This is a genomic window from Dawidia cretensis (genome assembly GCF_018598175.1).
In the GTDB taxonomy this organism is placed as follows: Bacteria; Bacteroidota; Bacteroidia; order Cytophagales; family Cyclobacteriaceae; genus Ohtaekwangia; species Ohtaekwangia cretensis.
Map to the genome: position 1 here is coordinate 109,718 of NZ_JAHESE010000017.1, position 24,372 is coordinate 134,089.

Sequence of the window (24,372 nt, forward strand, 5' to 3'; positions counted from 1 at the left end):
TGATAAATCAGGGGTGTCTTTTTCCTCAAATTTAAAGTACTTTGTGAAACCTTACCGACTGTTACCATGAAATCTCTTTCGATCCTTGCTGTTGATGACCAATCCCTTTTTCGTGAAGGATTGGCGCTTGTGCTGACCCGGCTCTTTCCCGATGTAAACCTGCGCCAGGCCGGTAGTGGCCCGGAAGCCCTGGAAATGCTCCAGGAGCATCGTTTTAACCTGCTGTTGCTGGACATCGGCATGCCCGGCATGAATGGCATTGAAGTCGCCCGCCAGGTGCTACGACAATACCCCGACCTGCGCATTATCATCCTGACACAATACAACGGCGAAGGCATGATCACCCACCTGGTACGCCTGGGGGTGCACGGCTTCTTGCTCAAAAACAGCGAGTCTCAAGAAATCAAAAAAGCCATCGAAACCGTATTGGACAACCGCCAGTATATTACCCCGATGATCCACCCGTCGTTGCTGAAAGAAGAAGCCGTTGTTGCTGCTCCTTCCATTCAGTTCAGCAAACGTGAAGCGGATATATTGATATACCTGAAAATGGGTAAATCCAGCAAGGAAATTGCCGAACGGTTGGCATTGAAAGAGAATACCATCAATAGCTACCGCGAAGATATGCTGCAAAAGACCAAGACCCGCAACGTGGCGGAGTTGATCTCCTATGCGTATGAGAACGGCGTGTTAGGTTAACACGTCGGCCGCCGTGGGCATGGCGGGGAACTTGTTGGAAGCAGTATCTTTCTGCTGCTGCAGGTTAAACTCAATGATCACGCGCAACCCGCGGGGCGATACATCTTCGCGACGCAACGTAGCGCCGATGCTGTTGGCCCGCTTCAACAGGTTGATCATACCCATGCCGGAAGTTTTTTGCTCGTGCTCCTGACGGCGATAGTCAGAACCATCGTCCTCCACTGTGATGGTCAGGTTTTCATTGTCCCAATGTATATGTACCGAAATGTTCCAGGCATTGGAATGCTTGATGGCGTTTGAAAAAAGCTCCTGCACCATGCGGAATAAGCTGAGCTTTTGTCGTTGCTGAATCGGTACGGGTGTACCGCTTTGTACAAAGTGTACGTGGGTGCCCTTCATCGCGTCCAGCTTATGGCACAGCTCGCGAATGGCAAAGTTCAGGCTCATACCTTCGATAAAATCCGGTGACAGATTCCAAATGATGTTGCGGATGGTTTCAATCGTCAGGTTGAGATTCTTCTTGACCGTTATGAGCTTCGCCTCGATGTGCGGCGGCAGGGCGTCGGCTTCGCGCATCACCAATTCCAGGTCTAAGTGTATCAGGCTCAACACGGTACCAAGCTCGTCGTGCAGGTCGCTGGAAATGCGTTGGCGATCGTGCTCGATAAACTCATTCACACGCGACCACGGAATTAATTCGGCCGCAGGTTCTGTCCCGCTGCGCGACGTCTTTTTCGGAGCCTTTTTTCCGCCAAAGAGATACACCAGCAAGCCGGTAAAGATTGCGCTGCCAAGAGCCACCAGAATATAGGTAGTTACCATATAGCTAACTGAAAAGGTTGAAGTTATACCTGTCACTAATAAATACATTACTAAAATATCACACCTACCGACAGCTCCTCGTTCTGACGCTAGATACCGCCACCCGCACAGATGTAACTGCAAAAGCGTCCGTAGCATGTACTGGAAACAGAGACACGACAACAGGTGTGCGGGGAGTAGCCAATGATACTCAAGGGAATAGATCAGGGCACGGCAGGTCTTAGGATTCTTGTATAAGTTCGATTTTTCCAACGTAAAAAACAACGGTGCTGTGAGTTAGTTTCACAGCACCGCAAGTTTCCTGGGCGATAATAAATACAATATTTACACGCGTTCAGCCACCTTGTTCATAACGGCTGTCTGAAGCTGGATCGACTCGTTGTGGATCAGTTTCAGCAACTCCTGTGTGAAGTCCTCGTTCAGGCCCATGGCTTTACCCAGCGTGATGCGGGTCTGAATGATCTCCTCCCAGCGATTTACCTGGAGGATCGTCACATTGTTTTCTTTCTTGTATTGACCAATCTTCTCCGAGATTTTCATGCGCGAAGCAAGCTTCGACATGATCTCGTCATCCAACTGGTCGATCTGCTCGCGCAGGATGCTCAGGGTATCTTTGAAAGTCTTGCTGTCAGACGACACTGTACGGACCACCAGGTCTGCTACGATCTTGCCCAATACAGCCGGAGTAACTTGTTGCTTCGCGTCGCTCCACGCAGCATCGGGGTTGATGTGGCTTTCGATCATCAGACCGGCCATGTCAAGGTCGAGCGCTTTTTGCGAGATCAGGGCGATCAGGTCACGGTTACCGGCGATGTGGCTCGGATCGCAGATGATGTCGAGCTCGGGAATGCGGGTCTTCAGCTCGATGCTCATGTCCCACATGGGAGCGTTGCGGAAGGGACCTTTCTCGAAGGAGGAGAAACCGCGGTGAATAGCCGCCAGCTTCGTGATACCAGCTTTGTTCAAACGCTCCAGCGCGCCGATCCACAGCTCGAGGTCGGGGTTGATGGGGTTCTTAACCATCACCGGAATGTCAACACCTTTCAGCGAGTCGGCTACTTCTTGCACTGAGAAAGGGTTTACCGTTGTACGGGCACCCACCCACAGAATATCAACACCTGCTTTCAGCGCGGCCTCAACGTGGGCGGCATTGGCCACTTCGGTCGTGATCGGCAAGCCAGTCTCTTTCTTCGCTGCCGCCAGCCATTGCAGGCCGGGTTCGCCGGCGCCTTCGTATTGGCCCGGCCGGGTGCGGGGCTTCCAAATACCCGCGCGCAGTGCGTGGACTTTACCAGTAGCCGCCAGTTGCTTCGCGGTGGCAATGGTTTGTTCTTCTGTTTCTGCGCTGCACGGGCCGCTGATGATAACGGGTTTGCTGGCGGTTGGCAACCAGGAAGACATCGATTCGAGTTTCAAAGAATGTTTCATATGGGTGAGTAGTTAGATTTTTACAGTAGATGATGATGGTGTTTGTTGTTGAGTTTGTTGTTGAGTCTGTTGCTGTGTTTTGAGCTCGATACCGTCCAGCACGCGGCGGATCTCATTCGCGCCGGACATGATACGGTTTAGCTCCTGCGTGTCGCGCTTTAGCAAATGATAGTGGAACCGTTGCAGGTGCATGATATACTCTTGCAACGCCTGGCTGAGGTAATCGAGGTTCTGCTCGAAGATCGGCGCCCACATGGCCGGCGAGCTTTTCGCCAACCGCACCGTAGACGCAAAACCGCTCCCCGCCAACGCGAAGATGTTTTTCTCGTCCTTCTCGATGTCGAGTACAGTCTGTCCCAGCAAGAATGAGCTGACGTGCGAGAGGTGCGAAACGTAGGCTACGTGTTTGTCATGCTCCTCCGGCTCCATAAAGATTGTATTCAGCTCCAGGGCGTCGAATACACGGCGCGCAACGGTCAGGGCATGCTCGGAAGAACGCTCCTGCTCGCAGATGATATTGGTCTTGCGCTGGAACAACCCACGGAAGGCCGCTGTCGGGCCGGAGTTCTCCGTACCGGCAATAGGATGCGCCGCCACAAACTGCGCCCGCTTGGGGTGGTTCGCGACCGCGCGGCAAATCGAGCTCTTGGTAGAGCCTGCGTCCAATACGACCGCCTCGGACTTCACTAAGTCCAACACCGCAGGCAGTGTTTTAGCCAGGGCATTTACCGGTATCGCCACAATCACCAGGTCGGCGTCGCGCAACGCTACGTCTGCAGGCAACACACGGTCTACCAGGCCCAGGGCCACGGCCTGTTCGCCGTTCTCAGCATTCTGGTCTACACCCGTCAGCGACGTTGCCAGTCCGGCGTGTCGCAGGTCGAGCGCCATCGAGCCGCCAATCAATCCTAACCCTATTACAGCTACGTTCATACTTTCGCGGTCGTTGCGGCTGGCGCAGCAGCCTGTTTCTTTAAAAAGCTCTTCACACGTTCCAATGCCTCTTGCAGCATGGTCTCGGTACAGCACAACGACACGCGGATGTAGCGGCGTCCAGCCTCACCGAAAATAAAGCCCGGGGTGATGAACACCTTCGTGCCGTATAAGATCTCGTCAATCCATTTCTCCACATCGGCAATGTGGTCGGGCGCTTTCGCCCATACAAACAATCCCGATTGATCGGCATACGTACAGCCCAGCACGTCCAGCAGCTGTAGTGCCACCTGCTTACGTTGACGGTATACCTGGTTCAGTTCCTTAAACCATACCTCGCCGTTCTTCAGCGCTTCCGTCGCCGCATGTTGCAAGCCCAGGAACATGCCCGAGTCCATGTTGCTTTTTACTTTCAGCACCGCGTCGATAAATTCTTTCTTACCTGCTACCCAGCCTAAGCGCCAGCCCGCCATGTTGTGCGACTTGCTCAGCGAGTTCAATTCCAGCGCCACCTCGTCGGCACCTTCAATGGAAAGGATGCTCATGGGATTGTCGTTCAGAATAAGGCTATACGGATTGTCGTTTACGATCAGGAACTGATGCTTGCGCGCCAGGTCCACCAAGGCCTTCAGCTCTTCGCGTGAAGCAACACGGCCTGTCGGCATGTGTGGGAAGTTCACCCACATAATCTTTACCTTCGACAGATCGCTCTTCTCCAGCTCGGCAATGTCAATGCCCCAGTTCAACGATTCTTTCAATGCATAAGGACGCAGTGTGGCGCCCACCAGGTTAGCAACAGAAGAATACGTGGGGTAACCCGGATTGGGAATCAGCACCTCATCACCTTCGTTCACAAAGGCCATGGCGATGTGCATAATGCCTTCCTTCGAGCCCATCAACGGCAGGATTTCGGTTTCGGTGTTCAGCGTGGTATTATATACCCTACGGTAGAAGTCGGCAATCGCCTGGCGGAATGCCGGTATACCTTTATAGTTCTGATAACCGTGGTGTGCAGGGTTCTTCGCCGATGCAATCAGGGCATCGATCGTAGCTGAAGACGGCGCCTGGTCTGGGCTGCCAATGCCCAGGTTGATCACCCGCAGCTCGGGCGTGTCAAGGCCTCGTACTTCGGCCAGCTTCCGGCTGAAGTAGTACTCTTCCACATTGGCAATTCGTTTCGCTGTCTGTATCATACGCTCTCTATGGCTACTTGTATTCGACCTTCGCTTTTTTATACTCCCCTAAAACATTCAGGTTCTTTACCTGCCGCATGACGGCGCTCATGGCATCATCATAGTTCTTGCGGCGGCGCCACTCCACATCAATGTGAATGGAGTATTCGCTCGGCCGGCCAATGATCGGAATCGACTGGATTTTGGTCAGGTTAATACGGTTGTCCTTAAATGTGGTAAGCGCATCCGCCAGGCTACCCACCTCGTTGGCTACCTCAAAACACATAGACGCCTTGTTGCTTTCGATCTTGCGGTCGGCACGCTTGGCCAGGACCAGGAAACGCGTGAAATTCTTCTTGTGCGTCTCGATACGTTTTTCCAGGATCTGCAGTCCGAATTTCTTGGCGGCAAATTCGTTGGCAATAGCCGCTGTATTTTTCAGCTTCAGCTCTTTCACCCGGCGGGCCGACAGCGCTGTATCATCACTCTCGCGTATCTCTACGCCATTCAAAGAATGCAGGAAGTCCGAGCACTGGCGGATGGCCATGGGATGCGACTCAATGGTCTTAATGTCGCTCAGCTTGGTACCCGGCAGTGCCAGCAAGTTCATGTGGATGGGCAGGTACAGCTCACCGATGATGCTGAAGTGATAGTCTTGCAATAGAAAGTAATTTGGCAGAATGCTGCCCGCGATGGAGTTCTCAATGGCCATCACCGCATAGTCGCTGTAACCATGCTTCAGGCTCTCACACAGCTGGTGAAACGAAAGGCATTCGACGGTTTCGATCGCCTCGGTAAAATACGTGAAGGCGGCGACCTCGTGAAAGCTGGCTGTGATACCCTGAATTGCGATTTTTAATTTCTTCTTTTTGGCCATATACGTAATCTGTTCCCTTCCATCGCATCTGAAATCAAGCACAAAAAAAAAGTCCCGGCTAACCGGGACCTTTCTGAGTTATCTTGCTATTCTTTTACAATAACACTACTCTTAGAGTCCCGTCTGGGGTCTAAAAAAGTAGTAGTAAAAATAAAAGAATGTATTTGTGTTCATTTCTATTCTGATGTGCTTCAAAGATACACGCATTTTTTTCGCAGATCAAAGTGCAGGGAGCATCTTTTACAAACTTTTCAAGAAACTAATGATTGTTAGTCAATCAGTTACGGGCAAATTCACGCGGGAATTGTACTTTTGGCAAAAATCGATATCCAAATGAGCACAACCCTGAAAACCGCCCTGTTCGTTTCCGCCCTGCTGGTGGGCGCCTGCGGGTCCAAAAATCAAGAGCACGGCCATGATCACGAACATGGTCACGACCACGAGCATCCCGCGGCCGACGGTAGCCCGAACCAGGCCTTGGGGGAAGAAGTCATGAAAGTACACGACGAGGTCATGCCCAAGATGAACGATATCTACAAGTTGAAAGAAGGCCTTAAAAAGAAACTGTCGGAAACCGGCGTGGCCGATGACAAGAAAAAAGAAATAGAGCAGACCATCACCCAACTGGACTCTGCCAGCGACGGCATGATGGTATGGATGCGCGCCTTCAACCCGCAACCGGACTCGCTAGACGAAGAGAAGACCCGCGAGTACCTGGAAAATGAAATGGAGAAAGTAAAGAAGGTGCAAGAAAACATTCAGCAAGCCATCGCAAAAGCCGAAGCTATACATTGATCCGCAACCGGTATAAAATTAAAATTAACACGTATAAAAAGAGGCTCCTTTAGGGGATGCCTCTTTTTGTTTGACACGTGTATGGAAATAAGATTTAATTACATTTGCGCCACCTAAACGAGCACTATGGATATAAAACACGTTCCCCTCAACGATCTCCACGCAACGCTGGGAGGTAAGATGGTACCCTTCGCAGGCTTTAACATGCCCGTGCGCTATTCTTCCGACATTGAAGAGCACATGACCGTACGCAACGGTGTGGGCGTATTCGATGTATCGCACATGGGTGAGTTCACCCTCAAAGGCCCAAACGCCCTCGACCTCATTCAGCGCGTAACAAGCAACGACGCAGCCAAGCTTGTAGACGGCCAGGCACAATACTCCTGCCTGCCGAACGAGACCGGTGGCATCGTAGACGACCTGATCGTATATAAAATCAAAGACAACGATTATCTGCTGGTTGTCAACGCCGGCAACATCGATAAAGACTGGAACTGGATCAGCCAGTACAACACCAAAGGCGTAGAGATGAAAAACATCTCCGATGACACGTGCCTGTTTGCGGTACAAGGACCCAAGGCCGCTGCCACGTTGCAGAAGCTTACAAAGACTGACCTGTCGGCCATCAAATACTATCACTTTGCGATCGGCGAATTTGCCGGCGTGCCTGACGCGGTCATCTCCAACACCGGCTATACGGGTGCAGGTGGCTTTGAGATCTATATACAGAAGCAATACGCCGAGAAAATATGGAAGGCAGTCTTTGAAGCCGGCGCGGAGTTTGGCATCAAACCGATCGGCCTGGGTGCCCGCGATACCCTGCGCCTGGAGATGGGCTTCTGCCTGTATGGCAACGACATCGACGACACAACGTCGCCGCTGGAGGCAGGCCTGGGGTGGATCACCAAGTTCACAAAAGAATTCACCAACAGCGCCGCGCTGAAGAAGCAGAAAGACGACGGCGTGACCAAAAAACTGGTAGGCTTTAAGATGGCCGAGAAGGGCATACCCCGCCACGACTACGCTGTAAAAGATACGGCGGGCAACGTGATTGGTAAAGTTACCTCCGGCACCATGTCGCCACTGCTGGGTATTGGCGTTGGTCTGGCCTATGTCACTACCCCGAACGCCGCCGTCGGTACCGAGATCGCCATCGACGTGCGCGGCAAAGCCCTGAAAGCACAGGTCAGCAAGCTTCCGCTGATCGGATAATTGAACGTATATTGCTGCCCCGGAGCCCGGCCTACCCGCCGGAACTCCGGGGCATATTTTTTCTATAAAACGTATGACGAAAACCATCGACGTATGCCTCAGCCCCGAGCTGATGCACCTCTATAATGTACACGACCGCACCGTAGTCGTAGTAGACATCTTCCGCGCCACGTCTTGCATGACCACGGCCCTGGCACACGGCATCCACAGTATCAAGCCCTTTGCGCGCCTGGAAGATTGCATCGCTATGAAGTCGGATGAATATTATACCGCCGGTGAACGCGACGGAAAAAAAGTAGAAGGCTGCGACCTGGGCAACTCTCCGTTTGAATACATGGAAGATTACCTGAAAGGCAAAAAGATTGCCTTCACCACCACCAACGGCACACAAGCCATTGCCAAATCCGAAGGTGCCCGCGAGATCATCATCGGCTCCTTCCTCAACTTGTCGGCCGTAGCCAATTATTTGCTCGACGGCGCCAACAACGTACTGGTCGTATGTGCCGGTTGGAAAGGAAAAGTAAACCAGGAAGACACCCTCTTTGCCGGAGCCCTCGTCGAAATACTAAAAGAACACATCGAACCCGACTGCGACGCCCCCGTCATGGCCCAACACTTATACAACCAGGCCAAGACCGACATGATGCACTTCCTCAAAGACGCCAGCCACGTCCGCCGCCTCGCCAAGCTTAATATTTATAAAGACATCAGCTTCTGCCTCACCCCCGACCAATACGACGTCGTCCCCGTCCTGAAAGACGGCTTCCTGGTGAAGGCATAAATGATTTAATTTGAGAAGGGTTAGACGCGTATATAAATCTTTTTCCTATCCAGCAGGTATCCCACCACCCAACAAATCATCATAAAAAAGAAAGCGAACAGAAAAGAAGCATTCATCGGACTGGCAATGCTCCCAAACACATCATGAAATAACCACCCCACAACATTGCTCTCACCCACCGGAATCAGATAGAACGTAATCAACAACAACTCCGACAACAGGTATATAAACAGTGGATTCTTCCCAAACACCACAAAGAAACCCGTCCACTTTGTGCGCTTCATCATCTCAATCGCATACAGCAGCAACGGGATCAACAACAAATCCAGCCCCACCGTCACCAACACAAACGAGCTCGTCCAGATCTTCTTATTGATCGGAAACACCGTATTCCACGTCAACGCCACAAAGATCAACACCGCCCCCACCATCAACAGCTTCGCCAGTGTTTCATACGTCACACCCTTCTTCCTTATAAAGTCCCCCGCCAGATACCCCGCAATCACATTCACCAACGACGGCAACGTACTCAAGATTCCTTCCGGCTCAAACGCCATACCTTCGCCATGGTATATGTGCGACTCTCCTAATAGAAATTTATCCAACGCATTGCCCGCGTAACCAGTCATGCTATAGGGATCAACCGTGTCACCAAACGCATAGAGCAGAAACCAATACGCCAGCAGTACCACGATACTAAAAACGACAGCAAAGGTCTTCGAACCATAGTACAGCACAATAGAAACAATCAGGTAACAAATCGCAATCCGCTGCAACACCCCCAGTATTCGCGTTTCTGCAAAAGGCTTTAACGTCCAGGTGTGAAAGTCTACATACGGGAACCAATACATCAGAAAGCCTAACAAGAAGATAATAGCAAACCGCTTCAATGTCTTGCGCCAGAACAAACTACTCCCCTCCTGCCCGGCATATTTATACATCACAAACGCCATGGCATTCCCCACGGCAAACAGGAACGAAGGAAAAACAAGATCGGTGGGCGTAAAGCCATGCCATGTGGCGTGTAGCAGGGGCGGATAGGCAATACTCCAGTCACCCGGCGAGTTCACAATGATCATAAAGCAAACGGTCATTCCCCGGAAGACGTCCAAGGCCAGGAAGCGCTGGTTTTCGGCCATAAGTAGGTATAGTTAAGGTATACGAATCTGCCTCATTTTTCCGACAGCACCAAGTGCACATAGACACACTTTTGTATACGCGTGGGTTACACGCTACTGGAGCTTAGGATTATTCTTGTGGCGATCCTGATCGCGCACCGTCTTCTTGGCAAGGTTCTTCTCAAACGCCTCTGTCAGATTTACGCCCGTTTGGTTCGCCAGACAGATCAGTACCCACAGCACATCGGCCATCTCATCGCCCAGGTCCTTGCCTTTATCCGATTCTTTCTCCGACTGCTCGCCATACCGCCGGGCCATGATGCGCGCGACTTCACCCACCTCCTCCGTCAGAATTGCCATATTCGTAAGCTCGTTAAAATAACGTACGCCGGTAGTAGTAATCCATTGGTCTACCCGTTCTTGTGCTTCTTGCAGGGACATGTTGATAAGTTTGGCGGTAAGTTCACAAAAATAATATCAAAACGAAACTGGGTTACCACAAGGGGTTTATAGAATAAAGGGGGCCATGAACATCCTGCTTAAATCCGTTGCCGCTTGCCTCCTTTTGGCAACGCTGGCATCTTGCGATTATCTTATTTCCTATCGTGGCTTTGTATTGGATTCCCAGACCGAAAAGCCAATAAAAGACGCGACCGTGACCTTTGACAAGCAACCGTATAACACGGATTCCCTGGGGTATTTTGAAATTCACTACCTGGGTGGTCGTCCCGATTACCACTTCGCCGTAGAGAAAAGAACATACCACAAAGGCCAATTAACGATCGAATACGATGACAACAACGAAGTCTATAAAATAGAGAAGATCGAGATAGCACAACGAATCCCCTTCAACAGCATGAACTTTAAAGTTACAGATGATACGCTGACTTTCTATTTAAAGAAGCTCATCGAATAGTTACTACCGTGCTTTAAAATTAATTTCAACGATCTTGAACTAAACGGCACTTGCCGATAAGCTGCAAAAAAATGAAAGTATTTAAGAGGATACTAAAATGCCTCCTTCTCCTGGTAGCCATCCCTGCAGGGTATTTTACAATAGCCTTTTTATTGACCTCCATCACGATAAACAAAAATCCAGATGAAACCACCGCCAGGAGTAAGACCGTGTATCTAAACACAAACGGCGTTCATTTAGACATCGTCATACCCAAAAAAGACATACCCACCAGGCTTCTGGACGACATCATTCAGCTGGAAAATGAAGAATATATATCGTTTGGTTGGGGCAACGAAAACTTCTATATCAACACCCCTACATGGGCTGACTTAACCGTTAAAAACGCATTTCAGGCCATGTTCTTAAACGGACCAACGCTCATGCACGTAACCCGATATAGACAGAAAAGCACATCCTGGACCGAAGTCAACCTACAGGAAAGCGAGTTGGAAAAATTACACGACTATATTCTAAAATCCTTCCAATTAGACAACAACCACAAGATCATACTGCCAGACGCTGGCTACACGCCGCGCGACAATTTCTACAAAGCAAACGGAGGGTACTCTTGCCTGATGACCTGTAACACCTGGGTCAACTGCGGTTTCAAAGAAAGTGGCCTAAAGGCGTGTTATTGGACACCGTTTGATTTCGGCTTGATCAATGTGCACAAACAATAAATATGGCAACAAAAATCTGTGCGTGCCACAAAGGTATAAATGTAAGAAAGATTAGAAAGCATATAGCGTAACAGTAGTTTGCATGATCGCGCCCTGAATGGTGTTCTTTGGCAATCGTCCAAATCACTGTCGGGGTAGGCATCATAATTTAGGTAAACAGAATATATACATTCTAATAAACCTATCATATGAACATGCGTTTTAATGTTTTAACACTAGTATTCCTTTTTACCCTCTGTCAGGGTTGTGACACCAAGAGCAAGGAAGCTGCTCAACGAGCAGCCGACAGTACTGCCCTTGCTAACCAGGAGGCTGCTTTGGCGACAAAAAAAGCGGAAGAAAAAATTGCCCGCCGGGCAAAGCTTGCTCAGGAACGTACGGAACGAGAGGCACAACGAGCCACCGCTGCAGCTGAAAAGGCAAAGAAGTCTATATCCTATAAAGATGCAAAGGGGAAATTAATCTACATTAAACCGGAAGTAGTTCCTGAATACACCGGCGGCGAGCAGGACATGCGAAAATATCTGAACGACAATCTGAAGTACCCCGATGCAGCACGTGACAATGGTGTAGAAGGAACAGTATTTATAGACTTTGTTGTCGATGACAAGGGAAAGGTGCAGGACGTCGTGGCATCTGACGCGGTCGGCGAAAATGTAGACCTGGCGCTGAAAGAAGAAGCTGTACGTGTCGTTGCATCCATGCCCGGCTGGCAGCCAGCCAAACAAAAAGGAAAAGCTGTTTCTTCAGCTTTCAGCATACCAATAACATTTGAACTGGAGTAATTCGGTTTTAGCAGAAATACAAAAAGGGCTTTTAAAGCCCTTTTTTGTTTTATTCAATATTCCCTTGCAGTTTACTGCAATTCTTCAAAATCAATATCTAATACATCGTACTTGGTCCAGCCAATAAAATCGAAGTGCCACCATTCTGAGCCATTGACTTTAAACCCTTGCTGTTTCATCACCTCGATGATCAACGCCCGGTTCTTACGAACCTCGGGATCTTTTACAGGTGTAGTAGGCCAGGCCGCCTTTTGAAATGAATCATATCCCGTAGGCATCTTCAATTCTTGTCCTGTCTTCAGATCGATCAGCGTCATATCAATGGCGCACCCCCGGTTGTGACGAGATCCTTTATAAGGCGATGCAACATATGTCGTATCATGATAGACCTCGTAGAACTTCACCGTAGCCTTATACGGCCGGTAGGCATCAAATACCTTTATTCCCAAACCCTTGTCTTTCAAGGCCGCTTGCGCCCGCTTCAACGCCTCCGCCACAGGCTTGCGCGCATATGCCTTCGCCAGGGTATAAATACGCTCCCCGGTAAAATTGTTAGTCGTAGCATACCGTATGTCCAGCACGAGGCCCGGTATTAACTTCTCCAGGTCTATTAGTTCCTTCGCGGAATTCTCTTTTACAGAAACTTTATACGCTTCGAGCCCGGTAGGATTCAAACCATACTTATTCTTCTGCGCAACCGCTAGCAGGGGCAGTAGAAAAACAAAAAGCAATACGTAACGCATCATGACTACAGTTTAAATCATTACGACTTCGATAATCTTGCCTGGTATAATGCCAGGTTCTCAGCATCGAAACAACAAAAGATAACTTTCTCCAAAGCAGATTCTTTCTCCAGGAAGCGCTGCACAACAGCAATCGCAATATCGGCCGCTTGCTCTTTCGGAAAGCGGTACACACCCGTGCTAATATTCGGGAACGCCACCGTCCGCACACCATTCTCCACCGCTACACGCAAGCTATTCTCATACGCCCATGTTAGTAGCTCGTCGTCTTTCGGCCGGCCATTCCAAACAGGCCCGACAGTGTGGATCACATACTTCGCCTTCAACTTCCCTCCCGTCGTGATCACCGCCTCGCCCGTCGGACACCCGCCCTGCCGGGCTACGATCTTGCGGCATTCCTCCAATATCTGCGGTCCCCCGGCCCGGTGTATCGCACCGTCCACACCGCCACCCCCCATTAGGCTGGTATTGGCAGCATTCACAATGGCATCCGTCGCTAGCGTAGTGATATCGCCTTGCATGACCTCTATCTTACTCATACTTTATTCTTAGTATCGATAATGATCGTCACCGGACCATCGTTCAATAAGCTCACCTTCATGTCCGCACCGAACTCACCTGTCTGCACATCCTTGCCCAGCTCGGCCGCCACGGCATTAACAAACGCTTCATACAACGGCACCGCCACGGGCGGCTTCGCCGCTTTGAGGTACGACGGCCGGTTCCCTTTCTTGGTACTGGCCTGCAGCGTAAACTGACTCACGACAATAATGTCGCCCCCTTGCTCTTTAACACTTTGATTCATAACCCCCTCGGCATCGTTAAAGATGCGCAGGTTCACAAGCTTACCCGAAAGCCAGGTTATATCCTCGGCCGTATCGGCATCTTCAATGCCCACCAGCACCAGCAACCCGGAACCGATGGAAGCTTTCACACGTTGATCGATCGTAACAGAGGCAGACGTGACACGTTGAATAACCGCAATCATAGAGCACACACAGCATCAGAACTGCTGCAAATCTTTAGATTCATGAATAAAAATTCCCTTCTGCTCCTGTGACGCATAGTGCAACATACCCCGCGCAATCTTCACGGAATCAATAGCCTTATACTTTCCAGGAATCAGGAACCCCAATATTTTATAGATAAACTTCGCCGCATCTTCTCCCGTGCGTTGCTCCTGGCGAGGACCTAACAATAACGAAGGACGAAAGATATGCAGCGCCTCAAATCCAACCGCACAAATCGCCTCCTCTACTTCACCCTTCACGCGGTTATAATATACCGACGATTCTTTGTCGGCACCCAACGCCGAGATGAGTATGTATTGGCGGGCACCATTGGAGTAGCCACTCCGCGCCAGCAGCAGTGGATAATAAAAATCTACCTGGTAAAAATTCTCTTTAGTCTTCGCCTTGGCAATGGTAGTACCCAGGCAACAAAAGATATCGTCCGCTTTCAAGTGTTGACCGCCGCTCAGGGTCTCCTGCGTAACAGGTACTTGTTCCAGCTTGGGGTGCGTAGGCAATTCCGTACGCGTGAGCGCCACCACTTTACTATAGCGGTCGCTTTCCAGTAAAAGCTGTAATAGTTGACTTCCCACTAGACCGGTGCCCCCGGCAATCAGCGCTGTTCTCATGCCACCAGAGAGCGGTTTTTCTCCCACAGCAAGAATTTGTCTACGTCTACGCTAACAGCATTGTATACCGCTACGAGCACGGCCACGTCGTCCGTTAGCCCCGTGATGGGCATGAGGTCGGGTAACAGATCAATCGGCATGACGAAGTACGCCAGCGCGGCGACGATCATTACCATAGTTTTCCAGGGCACCTCGCGGTATTGTCCGGAAGCATACGCACGTGAAATACGGCCCAGCACGATGAGCTTCTCCCTGGCTGCGGCGGCATTAACATCTTTCCAGGAAACACCTTTCAACTTCATGCCGAGCTTTGTCAGCAGCAGCACCAGCCGTCCGCGCGTTCCCAGAATACCAGACGCCTTGCTCAGCGCCAGATCAAAAAAACGATTCTTCAGCATCTTTCTCGTTGTTAGGTGTTTTCAACAATCTATTCCACCTGGCGTCGCGCCCGCCTAGAATATGCGCTGAATTTCTTTCTTCAGCTCCGTCAGGGCGTGGGCCATGGGGTCTACAGGTTTATTGACCGACTTCTCAAAGATCTTTTTCGAAAGATCCAGACTCGAGCTTTCCGGTCCCATTTCACTGGACGCGTCGTTGATCGTCACAATTAGTTCTTCTTTGGCACCCTTTAACAGGTTCCATACCTCTTCGCTCATGTACACTTGCTGGGAGGCATTGTGGTTGTACTCATTCCGGATCTCGGCCAGCAGCAGCTGGTGGAACTCCCGGGCCGGCATGCCGGGTGCGTTTAACCGCACCAGCAGGTTTTGCGGCGAAATGCGCTCCAGGAACAGCGTCATCCGCTCGTAAGCCTGTAACCGGTTGGGAAGCAGCGTCTCGATGCTGCGGCTCCGCACCTCCAGTTTTTTCAGCTCAATTTCCTTTTCGATAAACATGCGCACCAGCAAATACGCCAAATACAAAACGATAGAAGCAGGAATTAGTATTTTACCAAACTCAATAAGTACATCCATACGTGCAAAAAGTAAACTTTATTTACGGTTTGAAAGTTAATAATTTTGTATCACTAAGCGTTTATTTTCATGTTTGACAACCTGCGCCCTATTTCACTGTCCGATCGTGCTGCCGAAGAGGTTCGCAAAATCATGGAAACCAAGAACATCCCGGCCGACTATGGCCTGCGGGTAGGCATCAAAGGCGGCGGTTGCGGCGGCGTGGCCCTCCTGATCGGCTTTGACAAACAAAAAGACACGGACCTGGCCTACACCATCGCCGGCATCCCCGTCTACGTCGACAAAAAACACACCATGTACATCATCGGCAAGGAAGTCGACTTTTACGACGGCGAAGACGCCCGCGGCTTCACATTCGTGGACTTGCCCACCGAAGCAAAAGCGAAGGAGGGTCTGCCTGCCGAAACCTAGTCGAAGAAGCGCTCCCAAACTCGACATTTAACTGTACCTTTACCCCGCAAAACACGTTGAAGCGGTACAATGACCGACCTCCGACTCACCGAAATCTGGATTTACCCCATTAAATCCCTCGGCGGCATCCCGCTGACATCTGCCCGCGTCATGGGCAAAGGACTACAGTACGACCGTCGCTTTATGCTCGTTGGCTCCGATGACGTATGCCTCACCCAACGCGAGCACCCCATCATGGCCCTGTTCAAGCTTTCGCTGGAAGGCGACCAGATCCTGATCCGTCATCATAATGATGTCCTCACGCTGCCCGCCGTACCGGCTGCATTGGCAGAACCCGAGCAAGTGCGTATCTGGGACGACACCGTCACCGCCCAGGGCGTAGGAAGCGAATACGACCAATGGTTCTCCTCCCGTATGGGAATGAATGCCCACCTGGTATATTTTCCGGAAGACAACGCCCGACCGGTAGATCCTACATATAAAGTAAACGACGAACACGTCGGACTGGCCGACGCCTATCCCTTCCTGGTGATTGGCCAAGGCTCGCTCAACGACCTTAATAGCCGCCTCGACACACCGCTGCCGATGAACCGTTTCCGCCCGAACCTGGTGATCGCCGGCGCCGACGCGTACGCCGAAGACACCTGGCGTGACTTTCGTATTGGCGACACCCGCTTTGTCGGCGTAAAGCCCTGCGCACGATGCGTGTTGACCACCGTCGATCAGGATACAGCCGAAAAAGGTAAAGAGCCGCTGAAGACGCTGGCGAAGTATCGTTCGCGCAACAACAAGATATATTTCGGCCAAAACGCCGTCGCACTCGACCTGCAATACATCACCGTAGGCGACCCGGTCACCATACAAACCACTAACTCCTAGCACTCCGTAGGCCGATGACGCACCTGTATTTAAAAGCCGCACACATCATCTTTGTCGTCACCTGGTTTGCCGGTCTGTTTTATATACCGCGCCTCTTCGTCTATATCGTCGAAGCGCACGGCAAAAGCGAACCCGAGAAATCGATCGTGCTGAAGCAATTGAAGACTATGGCGTCGCGTTTGTGGTTTGGCATCACATGGCCTTCGGCCGTCGTCACCCTGTGCCTGGGTACCTCGATGGTCATCAACCAGCCGGAATGGCTCAGCATGGGATTCATGCACATCAAGCTCACGCTGGTGTTCTTTCTATACCTCTACCACATCTCTCTGCACATCATTCTCCGTCAGTTGCAAAACGATGTGGTAAAATATACCTCCACCCAAATGCGCATCTGGAACGAAGTGGCTACACTCTTCCTGATCAGCATTGTATTTTTGATCGTATTAAAAAATGCGCTGAGCATGCTCTGGGGCCTCGCCGGCCTGCTGGCAGTCACTATCCTCATCATGATCGGCATCCGCACCTATAAGAAATTCCGCAAAAATGATTAAGACAAACACTATGTCCCGCGCGCTGTTTTCATACCTATCCCCCGTACTGCTCGCCGTAATATTATTACCTGCAGCCTGCATTGAAAAGAAGGAAGTGCCCTTGCCGATCCTCGGTGCCCGCGAAGTAAACGGCACTGACACCGTGTACCACACCATCGCCGATTTCAAATTCGTAGACCAGGACAGTGCCACCATCACCAACAGCACGTTCGATAACAAGATCTACATCGCCGACTTCTTCTTCACGTCGTGCCGCACCATCTGCCCCATCATGAAAACACAGATGCTGCGGGCGTACGACTCCCTTCAAGACGACTCGAACGTACTGTTCCTCTCACACACCATCGACCCGGAATACGACACGGTAGGCCTGTTGCACGACTATGCCGAGCGACTTGGTGTAAAAAGCGACAAATGGCACTTCGTAACCGGCGCAAAAGACGATATCTATAAGATCGCTCAAACAAGCTACTTCGCCACGGCGATGGAAGCCAAAGAAGAACCCGACGGTTTCATCCATAGTGGTGCTTTCCTGCTCATCGACAAACAACGCAGAATCCGCGGTAAATACGATGGCACTAAAGAAGAAGACGTAAACCGACTGCTGATTGACATCCGCCGCCTGGAAAAAGAAAATGCGAAGTAAGTATGTATTGATAGTCGCCGCCCTGACGGGAAGTTTACTGTTGGCTTGCTCAGGCAACAAACAGGACGACACCACGGGATCGGTACCCGAAGGCGATACCAAATTCAAACAATATTATATTCAAGGCGAGCAGCTATACGCCAAACACTGCAGCAACTGCCACCAGAAAAATGGTACCGGCCTCGGCCTGCTCTTCCCGCCGCTCAACGTCTCCGACTACATGGAGAAAAATCGCCCGGAAGTTCTTTGCCTCATGCGCCACGGCAAACAAGGCGAGCTAATTGTAAACGGCAAAAGCTTTAACAAAGCCATGCCCCCTATCCCAACACTCACAGACTTAGAAATCGCCGAGATCGCCACCTACATCTACAACACCTGGTCGCACCATCAAGGCATCGTCGACGTCCGCGAAGCCACCCAAATACTCTCCAAATGCCAGTAATTCACGCTCACACTCGACACTCGGTCTTATTCTACATGTACTTCAACTTCAACTCCTGCCGCACCCGCTCTTTCTTCACTACAACCTTCGCCTTCTCAAACGAAGGCGGCCCAAACGTCCCCATCGCATTATTCCCAAACGCAAACCCCTCCTTAGGGATACCCACTACGTTGCTATCCATCTCCCCATTCCCATTCTCATCGTGTAGCACACTTACCGCATAATCCCCCGCGGGTAAATCCTCAAACACCACCGTCACGTCTTCCTTAGAAGCCTTCACAACCTTCCCCTCAATTGCCGTCTTCAAAAACGTACCCTCGTTGTTAAACAACCCCACCCGAATATCCCCCTTCGCCTCGCGAATATCCGTCACTTTTACTTCGATAGAACCCTGGCTCCACGCCATCACCGGCAGCCATAACAAAACGATCGATAATAGATTTTTCATAGCGCAAACACCTTATTTAAAACCATTCTAATCAATATACAGAAATACCACCTTTTTTCCATCCGCTACAATCTGTCGTTCGTCCACTCCCCGGCACCACTTGTAACACAAATGCAACTTCCCCGGAAATGAGTACATCTGGGCTGCGGAAGAAGTGCTTCCTTTACTTCCAAATTTCGTAACTTAAACCTGTTAGCAACTCAAACACCTGCACCATGGCATCTCTAACACTCAAGATCAATAACAAAAACTACACCGTCGACGCCGATCCGAAGATGCCCCTGCTCTGGGTCATCCGTGATATTGTCGGACTGACCGGTACAAAGTATGGCTGCGGCATTGCCCAATGTGGGGCGTGCACCGTACACCTCGACGGCGTACCGATGCGCTCGTGCTCGCTGCCGGTATCGGCAGTGGCCAGCAAAAATATCACCACCATCGAAGGCCTCTCCGACGACAACAGCCATCCCGTCCAACAAGCGTGGATCACCGAGCAAGTACCACAGTGTGGCTACTGTCAGTCGGGGCAGATCATGGCCGCTACAGCATTGCTTAAGAAAACACCGCTGCCCACTGACAAAGATATCGACACCGCGATGCAAGGCCACATCTGCCGCTGCGGCACCTATCCGCGCATACGCAAGGCCATCAAAACAGCCTCTACGCTCATGACGCAAAAAGCGTCAAACTAAATTTATACTCTACAGCATACGTATCCTACAGACACTACGATACCATGAGCACGCTATCCAGAAGAAACTTCATAAAACTTTCCAGCCTTACGGGCGCTGCCCTTACGCTGGGCTTTTACTCCCACGGCAAAGAAACGTCCATCCTGAAAGTGGACACCGCCGACAACCTGGGCGTCGACCTCAACGCCTGGATCTCCATTGATACCTCCGGCAAAGTCACCATCACCAACCACCGCGCCGAAATGGGCCAGGGATCTTTTCAATCCGTGCCCCAGATCATCGCCGAAGAATTGGAAGTAGACTTAAACTCCGTCAACATCGTCTTCGCGCAAGGCAACAGTGCCAAATACGGCAGCCAGATCACCGGTGGCAGCTCCACCATACGCGGCACCTATAAGAAGCTGCTGAACCTCAGCGCCACCGCACGTGAGATGCTGATCGAAGCCGCCGCCAACAAATGGAAAGTACCGCACAGCGAATGCTACGCCGAGAATGGCCACGTGATTCATAAACCCAGCGGTAAAAAATTCCACTACGGCGAGCTTGTACAAGAGGCATCCAAGCTCACACCACCCAAACACGTCAAGCTCAAACTGCCTGAGGAATATAAGATCATTCGCAAGCCTATACCGCGCCAGGACACACCGTCGAAGACAAATGGCAAAGCCATCTTCGGCATGGACAAGCGCCTGCCCGGTATGCTCTACGCCGTGGTAGAACGCAACCCGCGCTTCCAGGGAAAAGTGAAAAGCTTCGACGACACCGAGACAAAGAAGGTACCCGGTGTAAAATATGTCATCCCGGTAAAGACAAGCGTGTTTGCCACCTTCCGCGAAGGCGTAGCGGTTGTCGCCGATAGCCTGTGGGCCGCCATGCAAGGCCGTAAAGTATTAAAAGTAGAATGGGACGACAGCGGCTTCGAGCACCTCAACACCGAGCAGCTGTATACGCGCATGAACGAATCGCTGAAAGGCCCCGGACTCTCCATTCGCACGCAAGGCAACGCCAAAGGTATATTTGAAAAATCTGACAATAAGCTAGAGGCAGTATATGAAACGCCGTATGAGTCGCACAGCTGCATGGAGCCGGTAAACTGTACCGCACACTACCACGACGACATGGTCGAAATCTGGGGACCGATTCAAGGCCCCGACTGGGTACAAGACTTCCTCAGCCCGCTGCTCAACCTGCCGAAAGAAAAGATCGTCGTCAACATGACCTTCCTCGGCGGTGGTTTCGGCCGCAAGGCGTTCATGGACTATCCGCACGAAGCCGCCATCATCTCGAAAGAAATTAAAGCACCCGTGCAAGTAGTCTGGACCCGCGAAGACGATACGACACAAGGCCCCTTCCGCCCGGGCATGGTATACGGCTGCAAAGGCTCCCTCAGTAAAGATGGCAGCATCACATCCTATGCCCTGCGCACCGCCGGACAGAACATGGACCACCAATGGCTCAACGCCAACAAAGAGGCCTACAACAACTCCGGCTCGGAAGGATTTCTCGAAACATACTTCCGCGCCATTCCGAACTACGACTTCTCCGACTCACCACTGGATGTTCCTATTCCCGTCATGTGGTGGCGATCGGTATATGCCTCGACGAACGCATTCGCCATGGAAAGCTTCATGGACGAGCTCGCCGCCAAGGCAGGCAAAGACCCGCTGGAATTCCGCCGTCAGCATTTACACGACGAGCGTTACCAGGCCCTGGCCGATAAACTGGAAGAAGTATCGGGCTGGAAGAATCGCAAGAAAAATGAGGGATATGGAATTGCTATCACCGAGTGTTTCTCCACCATCGTAGGCGAAATAGTGAAGGTCTCGAAGAAACCCGACGGCAAGATCAAGATCGACAAAGTATGGGCCGTGATGGATTGCGGTTGGTATGTAAACCCCGACATCATCCGGGCACAAGTAGAAGGCAGCATCGTCATGGGCCTCGGCGCAGCGGTAACACACGCCACGCACTTCAACGATGGCAAGGCCGTGGAGCAAAACTTCAACACCTACAAAATGCCACGCATCATCGACACACCGGAGATCGAAGTCCACATCATGGACAACGAAGAAAAAGCGGGCGGTGTTGGCGAACCGTCCCTGCCGCCCTTCGCCCCGGCACTGACAAACGCGATCTTTGACCTCACCGGCAAACGCGTGCGCAAGCTGCCCTTTAGCCTGGACGCCGTATAATGCGTCCTGGAATAATATTTGAATAGCATTCAATAGATCGACAGACACATACATGAACAAAGTAATCACGACAGCCCTGGTACTCACCGCCGGCATCACCTTCTTCTCGTTTAAACAATCCGCCTCTACGCGCAACAACGTGGCCACGGGTAAAGAGATCTACGAAGCGCAATGCATGAGCTGCCACATGGACCAGGGCCAGGGACTTGAAGGTGTATATCCGCCACTGGCAAAGTCAGACTACCTCGCCGACAAAGACCGCCTGGTGAAAGTCATCCGCAAGGGCATGCGCGGCCCCATTACCGTCAACGGCGTGCAGTACGACGGCGAGATGACCGGCTTCGAGCTCACCGACCAGGAAACCGCCGACGTCATCAACTACATCCGTACTTCCTGGGGTAACAAACATGCCGCAGTTAAAGCAGCCGACGTACCCGCGGCACTGAACAAAGCATCTAAAGATTACCAGCCGTACTAAGCGGCTGGTGGCGCTTTTCGAACAAAGAAGTATGAACGTGTGACGACCGATGAAAGAGTTTAAGAATATACTGGAGGCCTATAACAAGGTAGACTTTACCCAACGGCGGGCCGTACTGGCCACCGTGGTAAAAGTGCGCGGCTCATCCTATCGTAGCCCCGGCGCGCGCATGCTGATCACCGACGACGGCAAATGGGTAGGCTCCATCAGCGGTGGCTGCCTCGAAGGCGATGCCCTGCGCAAAGCCCGCCAGGTCATGAGCAACCGCGTGCCGCTCACCGTCACCTACGACACCAGCGAAGAAAGCAACCAGAACCTCGGCATCGGCTTAGGCTGCAACGGCATCATCGATGTACTGCTCGAACCCCTCGACCCCGCCGACAACACGAATGCCGCCACCTTCTTCGACAGCATTATCAAACGTAATAGCCCCGTCGCGCTCGCCACTGTCTTTGCAAGCGAGACGCCAACAGAGACAGGCAGCAAGCTTCTTCTCACAGAAGAGCAAACAATACTGCATCAAACCATTCAGCAACCTGCACTGGCGCAGGCTATCGCCGCAGATCTGGCAACACTGTTCACCACACGCAAGTCCGAGGCGCGCCAGTATGCGCTGGCCGGTATTACAACAGAAGTATTCATCGAGCTTATACAACCCACCGTAGATGTGATCCTCTTCGGCGGCGGTTTCGACGCCCGCCCGGTGAGCCAGCTCATGAAAGGTCTCGGTTGGGGCGTCACCGTCACGGACGAATGCGTCGCGCACATCGCACCACTCTTCTTCCCTGCCGCCGACAAGCTCGCGCTCTGCCAGCGCCAGTACGTCGACCGCGACTTCACCATCACGCCTTACACGGCGTGCGTGTTAATGTCCCACAACTACGAATACGACCGCGACGTGCTGCGCAAGCTACTGCGCACCGAAACACCCTACATTGGCATCCTGGGACCGCGTAAACGCTTCGACAAAATGGTGAAAGAATTCAGCAACGAAGGCATCACCCTGACCGCCGACGACTACCACCGCATCCACGCCCCCGTCGGCCTGGACATCGGCGCCGAGACACCCGACGAGATCGCCATTGCCATTGCCGGCGAGATCCAGGGCAAGTTCTCCAACCGCTCCGGCGGCTTCCTGAAGTACCGCCAGGCGCCCATACATCATCGCGACAGCCTGAGCGATCAAGTCTTCAAACAAGTATATTTACATACACCTGACGCCGCCCGGTCCGCACAGGGAGCCTGACCAGCCCTGCGGCAACCATCTGCACTTCTTCGGTATAAAAATTTAACACCCGGGAAAATGAACATCGGAATCGTCTTGCTGGCCGCCGGCGCATCAGTGCGCATGGGCAAGGCCAAACAACAACTATTACTCGATGGCGAGCCCCTTCTGTGGCACGCCGCTCAAGCCGCCCTGCACGCCGCAGTCACTCACACCGTCGTGGTCCTGGGTGCCCAGGAAGCCGCCCACCGCGCCATGCTGGAATCCCTACCCGTCGACGTCATGTACAACCCCGACTGGGAAAAAGGCATGGGCAATTCCCTCAAAACCGGCATGCACCGCCTCCTACGCATCGCCCCCGAAACGGACGCAGCCCTCATCATGGTCTGTGACCAGCCCGGCGTCACCGCCCACTACCTCAACAACATCATATTAAAATACAGCAAGACCAACGCACCTCTTATTGCCTCCCACTACGCCGGCACCGCCGGTGTCCCCGCCCTGTTCGCCAAAAAACTCTTCCCCGAGCTCATGGCCCTGGACGATAAACAAGGCGCAAAAAAGGTCATCCAACACCACCACGACATCACCACTACCATCGACTTCCCCGAAGGCGCCGTCGACATCGACACTCCCGAAGACTATCGACGCCTCGCCGGCGCCGCTGTGTAGTAAGTTTAAAAATGAGAAGCCGGCAAGTCTGAGCCACGCCTTAAAATCGAGTAGGAAGTAAGGGATTATTTCCCTTACTGTCCTCTCACACCACCGTACGTGCCGTTCGGCATACGGCGG

At 51.8% G+C, this 24,372-nt stretch carries 31 protein-coding genes; 17 read left to right on the forward strand and 14 right to left on the reverse strand.

What is annotated here, in order from left to right; all coding sequences use genetic code 11:
• Nucleotides 1-66: 66 nt before the first annotated feature.
• Complete coding sequence (locus KK062_RS16830; protein ID WP_254085493.1) at nucleotides 67-699, forward strand: response regulator transcription factor; 633 nt, start codon at nucleotides 67-69, stop codon at nucleotides 697-699.
• On the opposite strand, the gene KK062_RS16835 is transcribed toward KK062_RS16830, so the two are convergent.
• From KK062_RS16835 to KK062_RS16855, 5 genes are all read right to left on the reverse strand, one after another.
• On the reverse strand, nucleotides 691-1,521 hold the full coding sequence (locus tag KK062_RS16835; protein ID WP_254085494.1) for a sensor histidine kinase: 831 nt from the start codon (nucleotides 1,519-1,521) through the stop codon (nucleotides 691-693). The genes KK062_RS16830 and KK062_RS16835 overlap by 9 nt on opposite strands.
• A 324-nt stretch (nucleotides 1,522-1,845) precedes the next feature.
• Entirely contained in the window at nucleotides 1,846-2,949 is a 1,104-nt protein-coding gene (locus tag KK062_RS16840) for a chorismate mutase (protein ID WP_254085495.1), read from the reverse strand.
• Nucleotides 2,950-2,961: 12 nt separating this feature from the next.
• Nucleotides 2,962-3,882, reverse strand: coding sequence for a prephenate dehydrogenase (locus KK062_RS16845; RefSeq protein WP_254085496.1), 921 nt, complete (start codon nucleotides 3,880-3,882; stop codon nucleotides 2,962-2,964).
• Nucleotides 3,879-5,075, reverse strand: a complete 1,197-nt coding sequence (locus tag KK062_RS16850) for a pyridoxal phosphate-dependent aminotransferase (RefSeq protein ID WP_254085497.1) — start codon at nucleotides 5,073-5,075, stop codon at nucleotides 3,879-3,881. The genes KK062_RS16845 and KK062_RS16850 overlap by 4 nt, the downstream gene beginning before the upstream one ends.
• Nucleotides 5,076-5,088: 13 nt before the next feature.
• Nucleotides 5,089-5,931 carry a prephenate dehydratase gene (locus tag KK062_RS16855; RefSeq protein ID WP_254085498.1) on the reverse strand — a complete coding sequence of 281 codons (843 nt, stop codon included), beginning with the start codon at nucleotides 5,929-5,931 and terminating at the stop codon, nucleotides 5,089-5,091.
• A gap of 333 nt (nucleotides 5,932-6,264) precedes the next feature.
• On the opposite strand from KK062_RS16855, the gene KK062_RS16860 reads away from it, so the two are divergent.
• From KK062_RS16860 to KK062_RS16870, 3 genes are all read left to right on the forward strand, one after another.
• On the forward strand, nucleotides 6,265-6,726 hold the full coding sequence (locus KK062_RS16860; RefSeq protein ID WP_254085499.1) for a hypothetical protein: 462 nt from the start codon (nucleotides 6,265-6,267) through the stop codon (nucleotides 6,724-6,726).
• 126 nt (nucleotides 6,727-6,852) lie between these two features.
• Nucleotides 6,853-7,938: a glycine cleavage system aminomethyltransferase GcvT gene (gene gcvT / locus KK062_RS16865; RefSeq protein ID WP_254085500.1), complete on the forward strand. Its 1,086-nt coding sequence runs from the start codon at nucleotides 6,853-6,855 to the stop codon at nucleotides 7,936-7,938.
• A 73-nt stretch (nucleotides 7,939-8,011) separates the two neighbouring features.
• Entirely contained in the window at nucleotides 8,012-8,719 is a 708-nt protein-coding gene (locus tag KK062_RS16870; protein WP_254085501.1) for a 2-phosphosulfolactate phosphatase, read from the forward strand.
• A gap of 20 nt (nucleotides 8,720-8,739) precedes the next feature.
• Here KK062_RS16870 and KK062_RS16875 read toward each other — a convergent pair whose 3' ends face one another.
• Nucleotides 8,740-9,858 (reverse strand): acyltransferase family protein, encoded by a 1,119-nt coding sequence (locus tag KK062_RS16875; RefSeq protein ID WP_254085502.1) that lies wholly within the window; start codon nucleotides 9,856-9,858, stop codon nucleotides 8,740-8,742.
• Between the two features lie 93 nt (nucleotides 9,859-9,951).
• A complete protein-coding gene (locus tag KK062_RS16880; RefSeq protein ID WP_254085503.1) occupies nucleotides 9,952-10,278 on the reverse strand; it encodes a nucleotide pyrophosphohydrolase in 327 nt (108 codons plus the stop codon).
• A gap of 85 nt (nucleotides 10,279-10,363) precedes the next feature.
• Here KK062_RS16880 and KK062_RS16885 point away from each other — a divergent pair, with 85 nt between their 5' ends.
• From KK062_RS16885 to KK062_RS16895, 3 genes are all read left to right on the forward strand, one after another.
• Entirely contained in the window at nucleotides 10,364-10,753 is a 390-nt protein-coding gene (locus KK062_RS16885; protein WP_254085504.1) for a hypothetical protein, read from the forward strand.
• A 71-nt stretch (nucleotides 10,754-10,824) separates the two neighbouring features.
• Nucleotides 10,825-11,475, forward strand: a complete 651-nt coding sequence (locus KK062_RS16890; protein ID WP_254085505.1) for a DUF2459 domain-containing protein — start codon at nucleotides 10,825-10,827, stop codon at nucleotides 11,473-11,475.
• 188 nt (nucleotides 11,476-11,663) lie between these two features.
• A complete protein-coding gene (locus KK062_RS16895) occupies nucleotides 11,664-12,260 on the forward strand; it encodes an energy transducer TonB (RefSeq protein ID WP_254085506.1) in 597 nt (198 codons plus the stop codon).
• A gap of 71 nt (nucleotides 12,261-12,331) precedes the next feature.
• Here the strand turns inward: KK062_RS16895 and KK062_RS16900 are convergent, their stop codons facing one another.
• Genes KK062_RS16900 through KK062_RS16925 form a run of 6 tightly spaced genes read right to left on the reverse strand, consistent with a single transcriptional unit; the run spans nucleotide 12,332 to nucleotide 15,616 of the window.
• On the reverse strand, nucleotides 12,332-13,006 hold the full coding sequence (locus tag KK062_RS16900; protein ID WP_254085507.1) for a M15 family metallopeptidase: 675 nt from the start codon (nucleotides 13,004-13,006) through the stop codon (nucleotides 12,332-12,334).
• Between the two features lie 17 nt (nucleotides 13,007-13,023).
• Complete coding sequence (locus KK062_RS16905; RefSeq protein WP_254085508.1) at nucleotides 13,024-13,542, reverse strand: O-acetyl-ADP-ribose deacetylase; 519 nt, start codon at nucleotides 13,540-13,542, stop codon at nucleotides 13,024-13,026.
• The gene (gene dtd, locus KK062_RS16910) at nucleotides 13,539-13,991 is read right to left on the reverse strand and encodes a D-aminoacyl-tRNA deacylase (RefSeq protein WP_254085509.1); all 453 of its coding nucleotides are present in this window, start codon (nucleotides 13,989-13,991) and stop codon (nucleotides 13,539-13,541) included. Before dtd ends, KK062_RS16905 begins: the two co-directional genes overlap by 4 nt.
• Before the next feature lie 15 nt (nucleotides 13,992-14,006).
• Nucleotides 14,007-14,642, reverse strand: coding sequence for an NAD-dependent epimerase/dehydratase family protein (locus KK062_RS16915; protein ID WP_254085510.1), 636 nt, complete (start codon nucleotides 14,640-14,642; stop codon nucleotides 14,007-14,009).
• A complete protein-coding gene (locus KK062_RS16920) occupies nucleotides 14,639-15,040 on the reverse strand; it encodes a YkvA family protein (RefSeq protein WP_254085511.1) in 402 nt (133 codons plus the stop codon). The genes KK062_RS16915 and KK062_RS16920 overlap by 4 nt, the downstream gene beginning before the upstream one ends.
• 54 nt (nucleotides 15,041-15,094) lie before the next feature.
• The gene (locus KK062_RS16925; protein WP_254085512.1) at nucleotides 15,095-15,616 is read right to left on the reverse strand and encodes a DUF7935 family protein; all 522 of its coding nucleotides are present in this window, start codon (nucleotides 15,614-15,616) and stop codon (nucleotides 15,095-15,097) included.
• A gap of 69 nt (nucleotides 15,617-15,685) precedes the next feature.
• On the opposite strand from KK062_RS16925, the gene KK062_RS16930 reads away from it, so the two are divergent.
• From KK062_RS16930 to KK062_RS16950, 5 genes are all read left to right on the forward strand, one after another.
• Nucleotides 15,686-16,027, forward strand: coding sequence for a HesB/IscA family protein (locus KK062_RS16930; RefSeq protein ID WP_254085513.1), 342 nt, complete (start codon nucleotides 15,686-15,688; stop codon nucleotides 16,025-16,027).
• A 69-nt stretch (nucleotides 16,028-16,096) separates the two neighbouring features.
• Nucleotides 16,097-16,906 (forward strand): MOSC domain-containing protein, encoded by an 810-nt coding sequence (locus KK062_RS16935; protein ID WP_254085514.1) that lies wholly within the window; start codon nucleotides 16,097-16,099, stop codon nucleotides 16,904-16,906.
• 14 nt (nucleotides 16,907-16,920) lie between these two features.
• Nucleotides 16,921-17,457, forward strand: coding sequence for a CopD family protein (locus KK062_RS16940; protein ID WP_254085515.1), 537 nt, complete (start codon nucleotides 16,921-16,923; stop codon nucleotides 17,455-17,457).
• Nucleotides 17,450-18,103: an SCO family protein gene (locus KK062_RS16945; RefSeq protein WP_254085516.1), complete on the forward strand. Its 654-nt coding sequence runs from the start codon at nucleotides 17,450-17,452 to the stop codon at nucleotides 18,101-18,103. The genes KK062_RS16940 and KK062_RS16945 overlap by 8 nt, the downstream gene beginning before the upstream one ends.
• Nucleotides 18,093-18,545: a c-type cytochrome gene (locus tag KK062_RS16950; RefSeq protein WP_254085517.1), complete on the forward strand. Its 453-nt coding sequence runs from the start codon at nucleotides 18,093-18,095 to the stop codon at nucleotides 18,543-18,545. The genes KK062_RS16945 and KK062_RS16950 overlap by 11 nt, the downstream gene beginning before the upstream one ends.
• Before the next feature lie 31 nt (nucleotides 18,546-18,576).
• Here the strand turns inward: KK062_RS16950 and KK062_RS16955 are convergent, their stop codons facing one another.
• Nucleotides 18,577-18,993, reverse strand: a complete 417-nt coding sequence (locus KK062_RS16955) for a DUF2141 domain-containing protein (protein WP_254085518.1) — start codon at nucleotides 18,991-18,993, stop codon at nucleotides 18,577-18,579.
• 215 nt (nucleotides 18,994-19,208) lie between these two features.
• Here KK062_RS16955 and KK062_RS16960 point away from each other — a divergent pair, with 215 nt between their 5' ends.
• The 5 genes from KK062_RS16960 to KK062_RS16980 are packed head-to-tail and all read left to right on the forward strand — an operon-like array spanning nucleotide 19,209 to nucleotide 24,252.
• Nucleotides 19,209-19,685, forward strand: a complete 477-nt coding sequence (locus KK062_RS16960) for a (2Fe-2S)-binding protein (RefSeq protein ID WP_254085519.1) — start codon at nucleotides 19,209-19,211, stop codon at nucleotides 19,683-19,685.
• Between the two features lie 44 nt (nucleotides 19,686-19,729).
• A complete protein-coding gene (locus tag KK062_RS16965) occupies nucleotides 19,730-21,877 on the forward strand; it encodes a xanthine dehydrogenase family protein molybdopterin-binding subunit (RefSeq protein ID WP_254085520.1) in 2,148 nt (715 codons plus the stop codon).
• 52 nt (nucleotides 21,878-21,929) lie between these two features.
• On the forward strand, nucleotides 21,930-22,355 hold the full coding sequence (locus tag KK062_RS16970; protein ID WP_254085521.1) for a c-type cytochrome: 426 nt from the start codon (nucleotides 21,930-21,932) through the stop codon (nucleotides 22,353-22,355).
• A 49-nt stretch (nucleotides 22,356-22,404) separates the two neighbouring features.
• On the forward strand, nucleotides 22,405-23,601 hold the full coding sequence (locus KK062_RS16975; RefSeq protein WP_254085522.1) for an XdhC family protein: 1,197 nt from the start codon (nucleotides 22,405-22,407) through the stop codon (nucleotides 23,599-23,601).
• Between the two features lie 57 nt (nucleotides 23,602-23,658).
• The gene (locus tag KK062_RS16980; RefSeq protein WP_254085523.1) at nucleotides 23,659-24,252 is read left to right on the forward strand and encodes a nucleotidyltransferase family protein; all 594 of its coding nucleotides are present in this window, start codon (nucleotides 23,659-23,661) and stop codon (nucleotides 24,250-24,252) included.
• Nucleotides 24,253-24,372 lie beyond the last annotated feature (120 nt).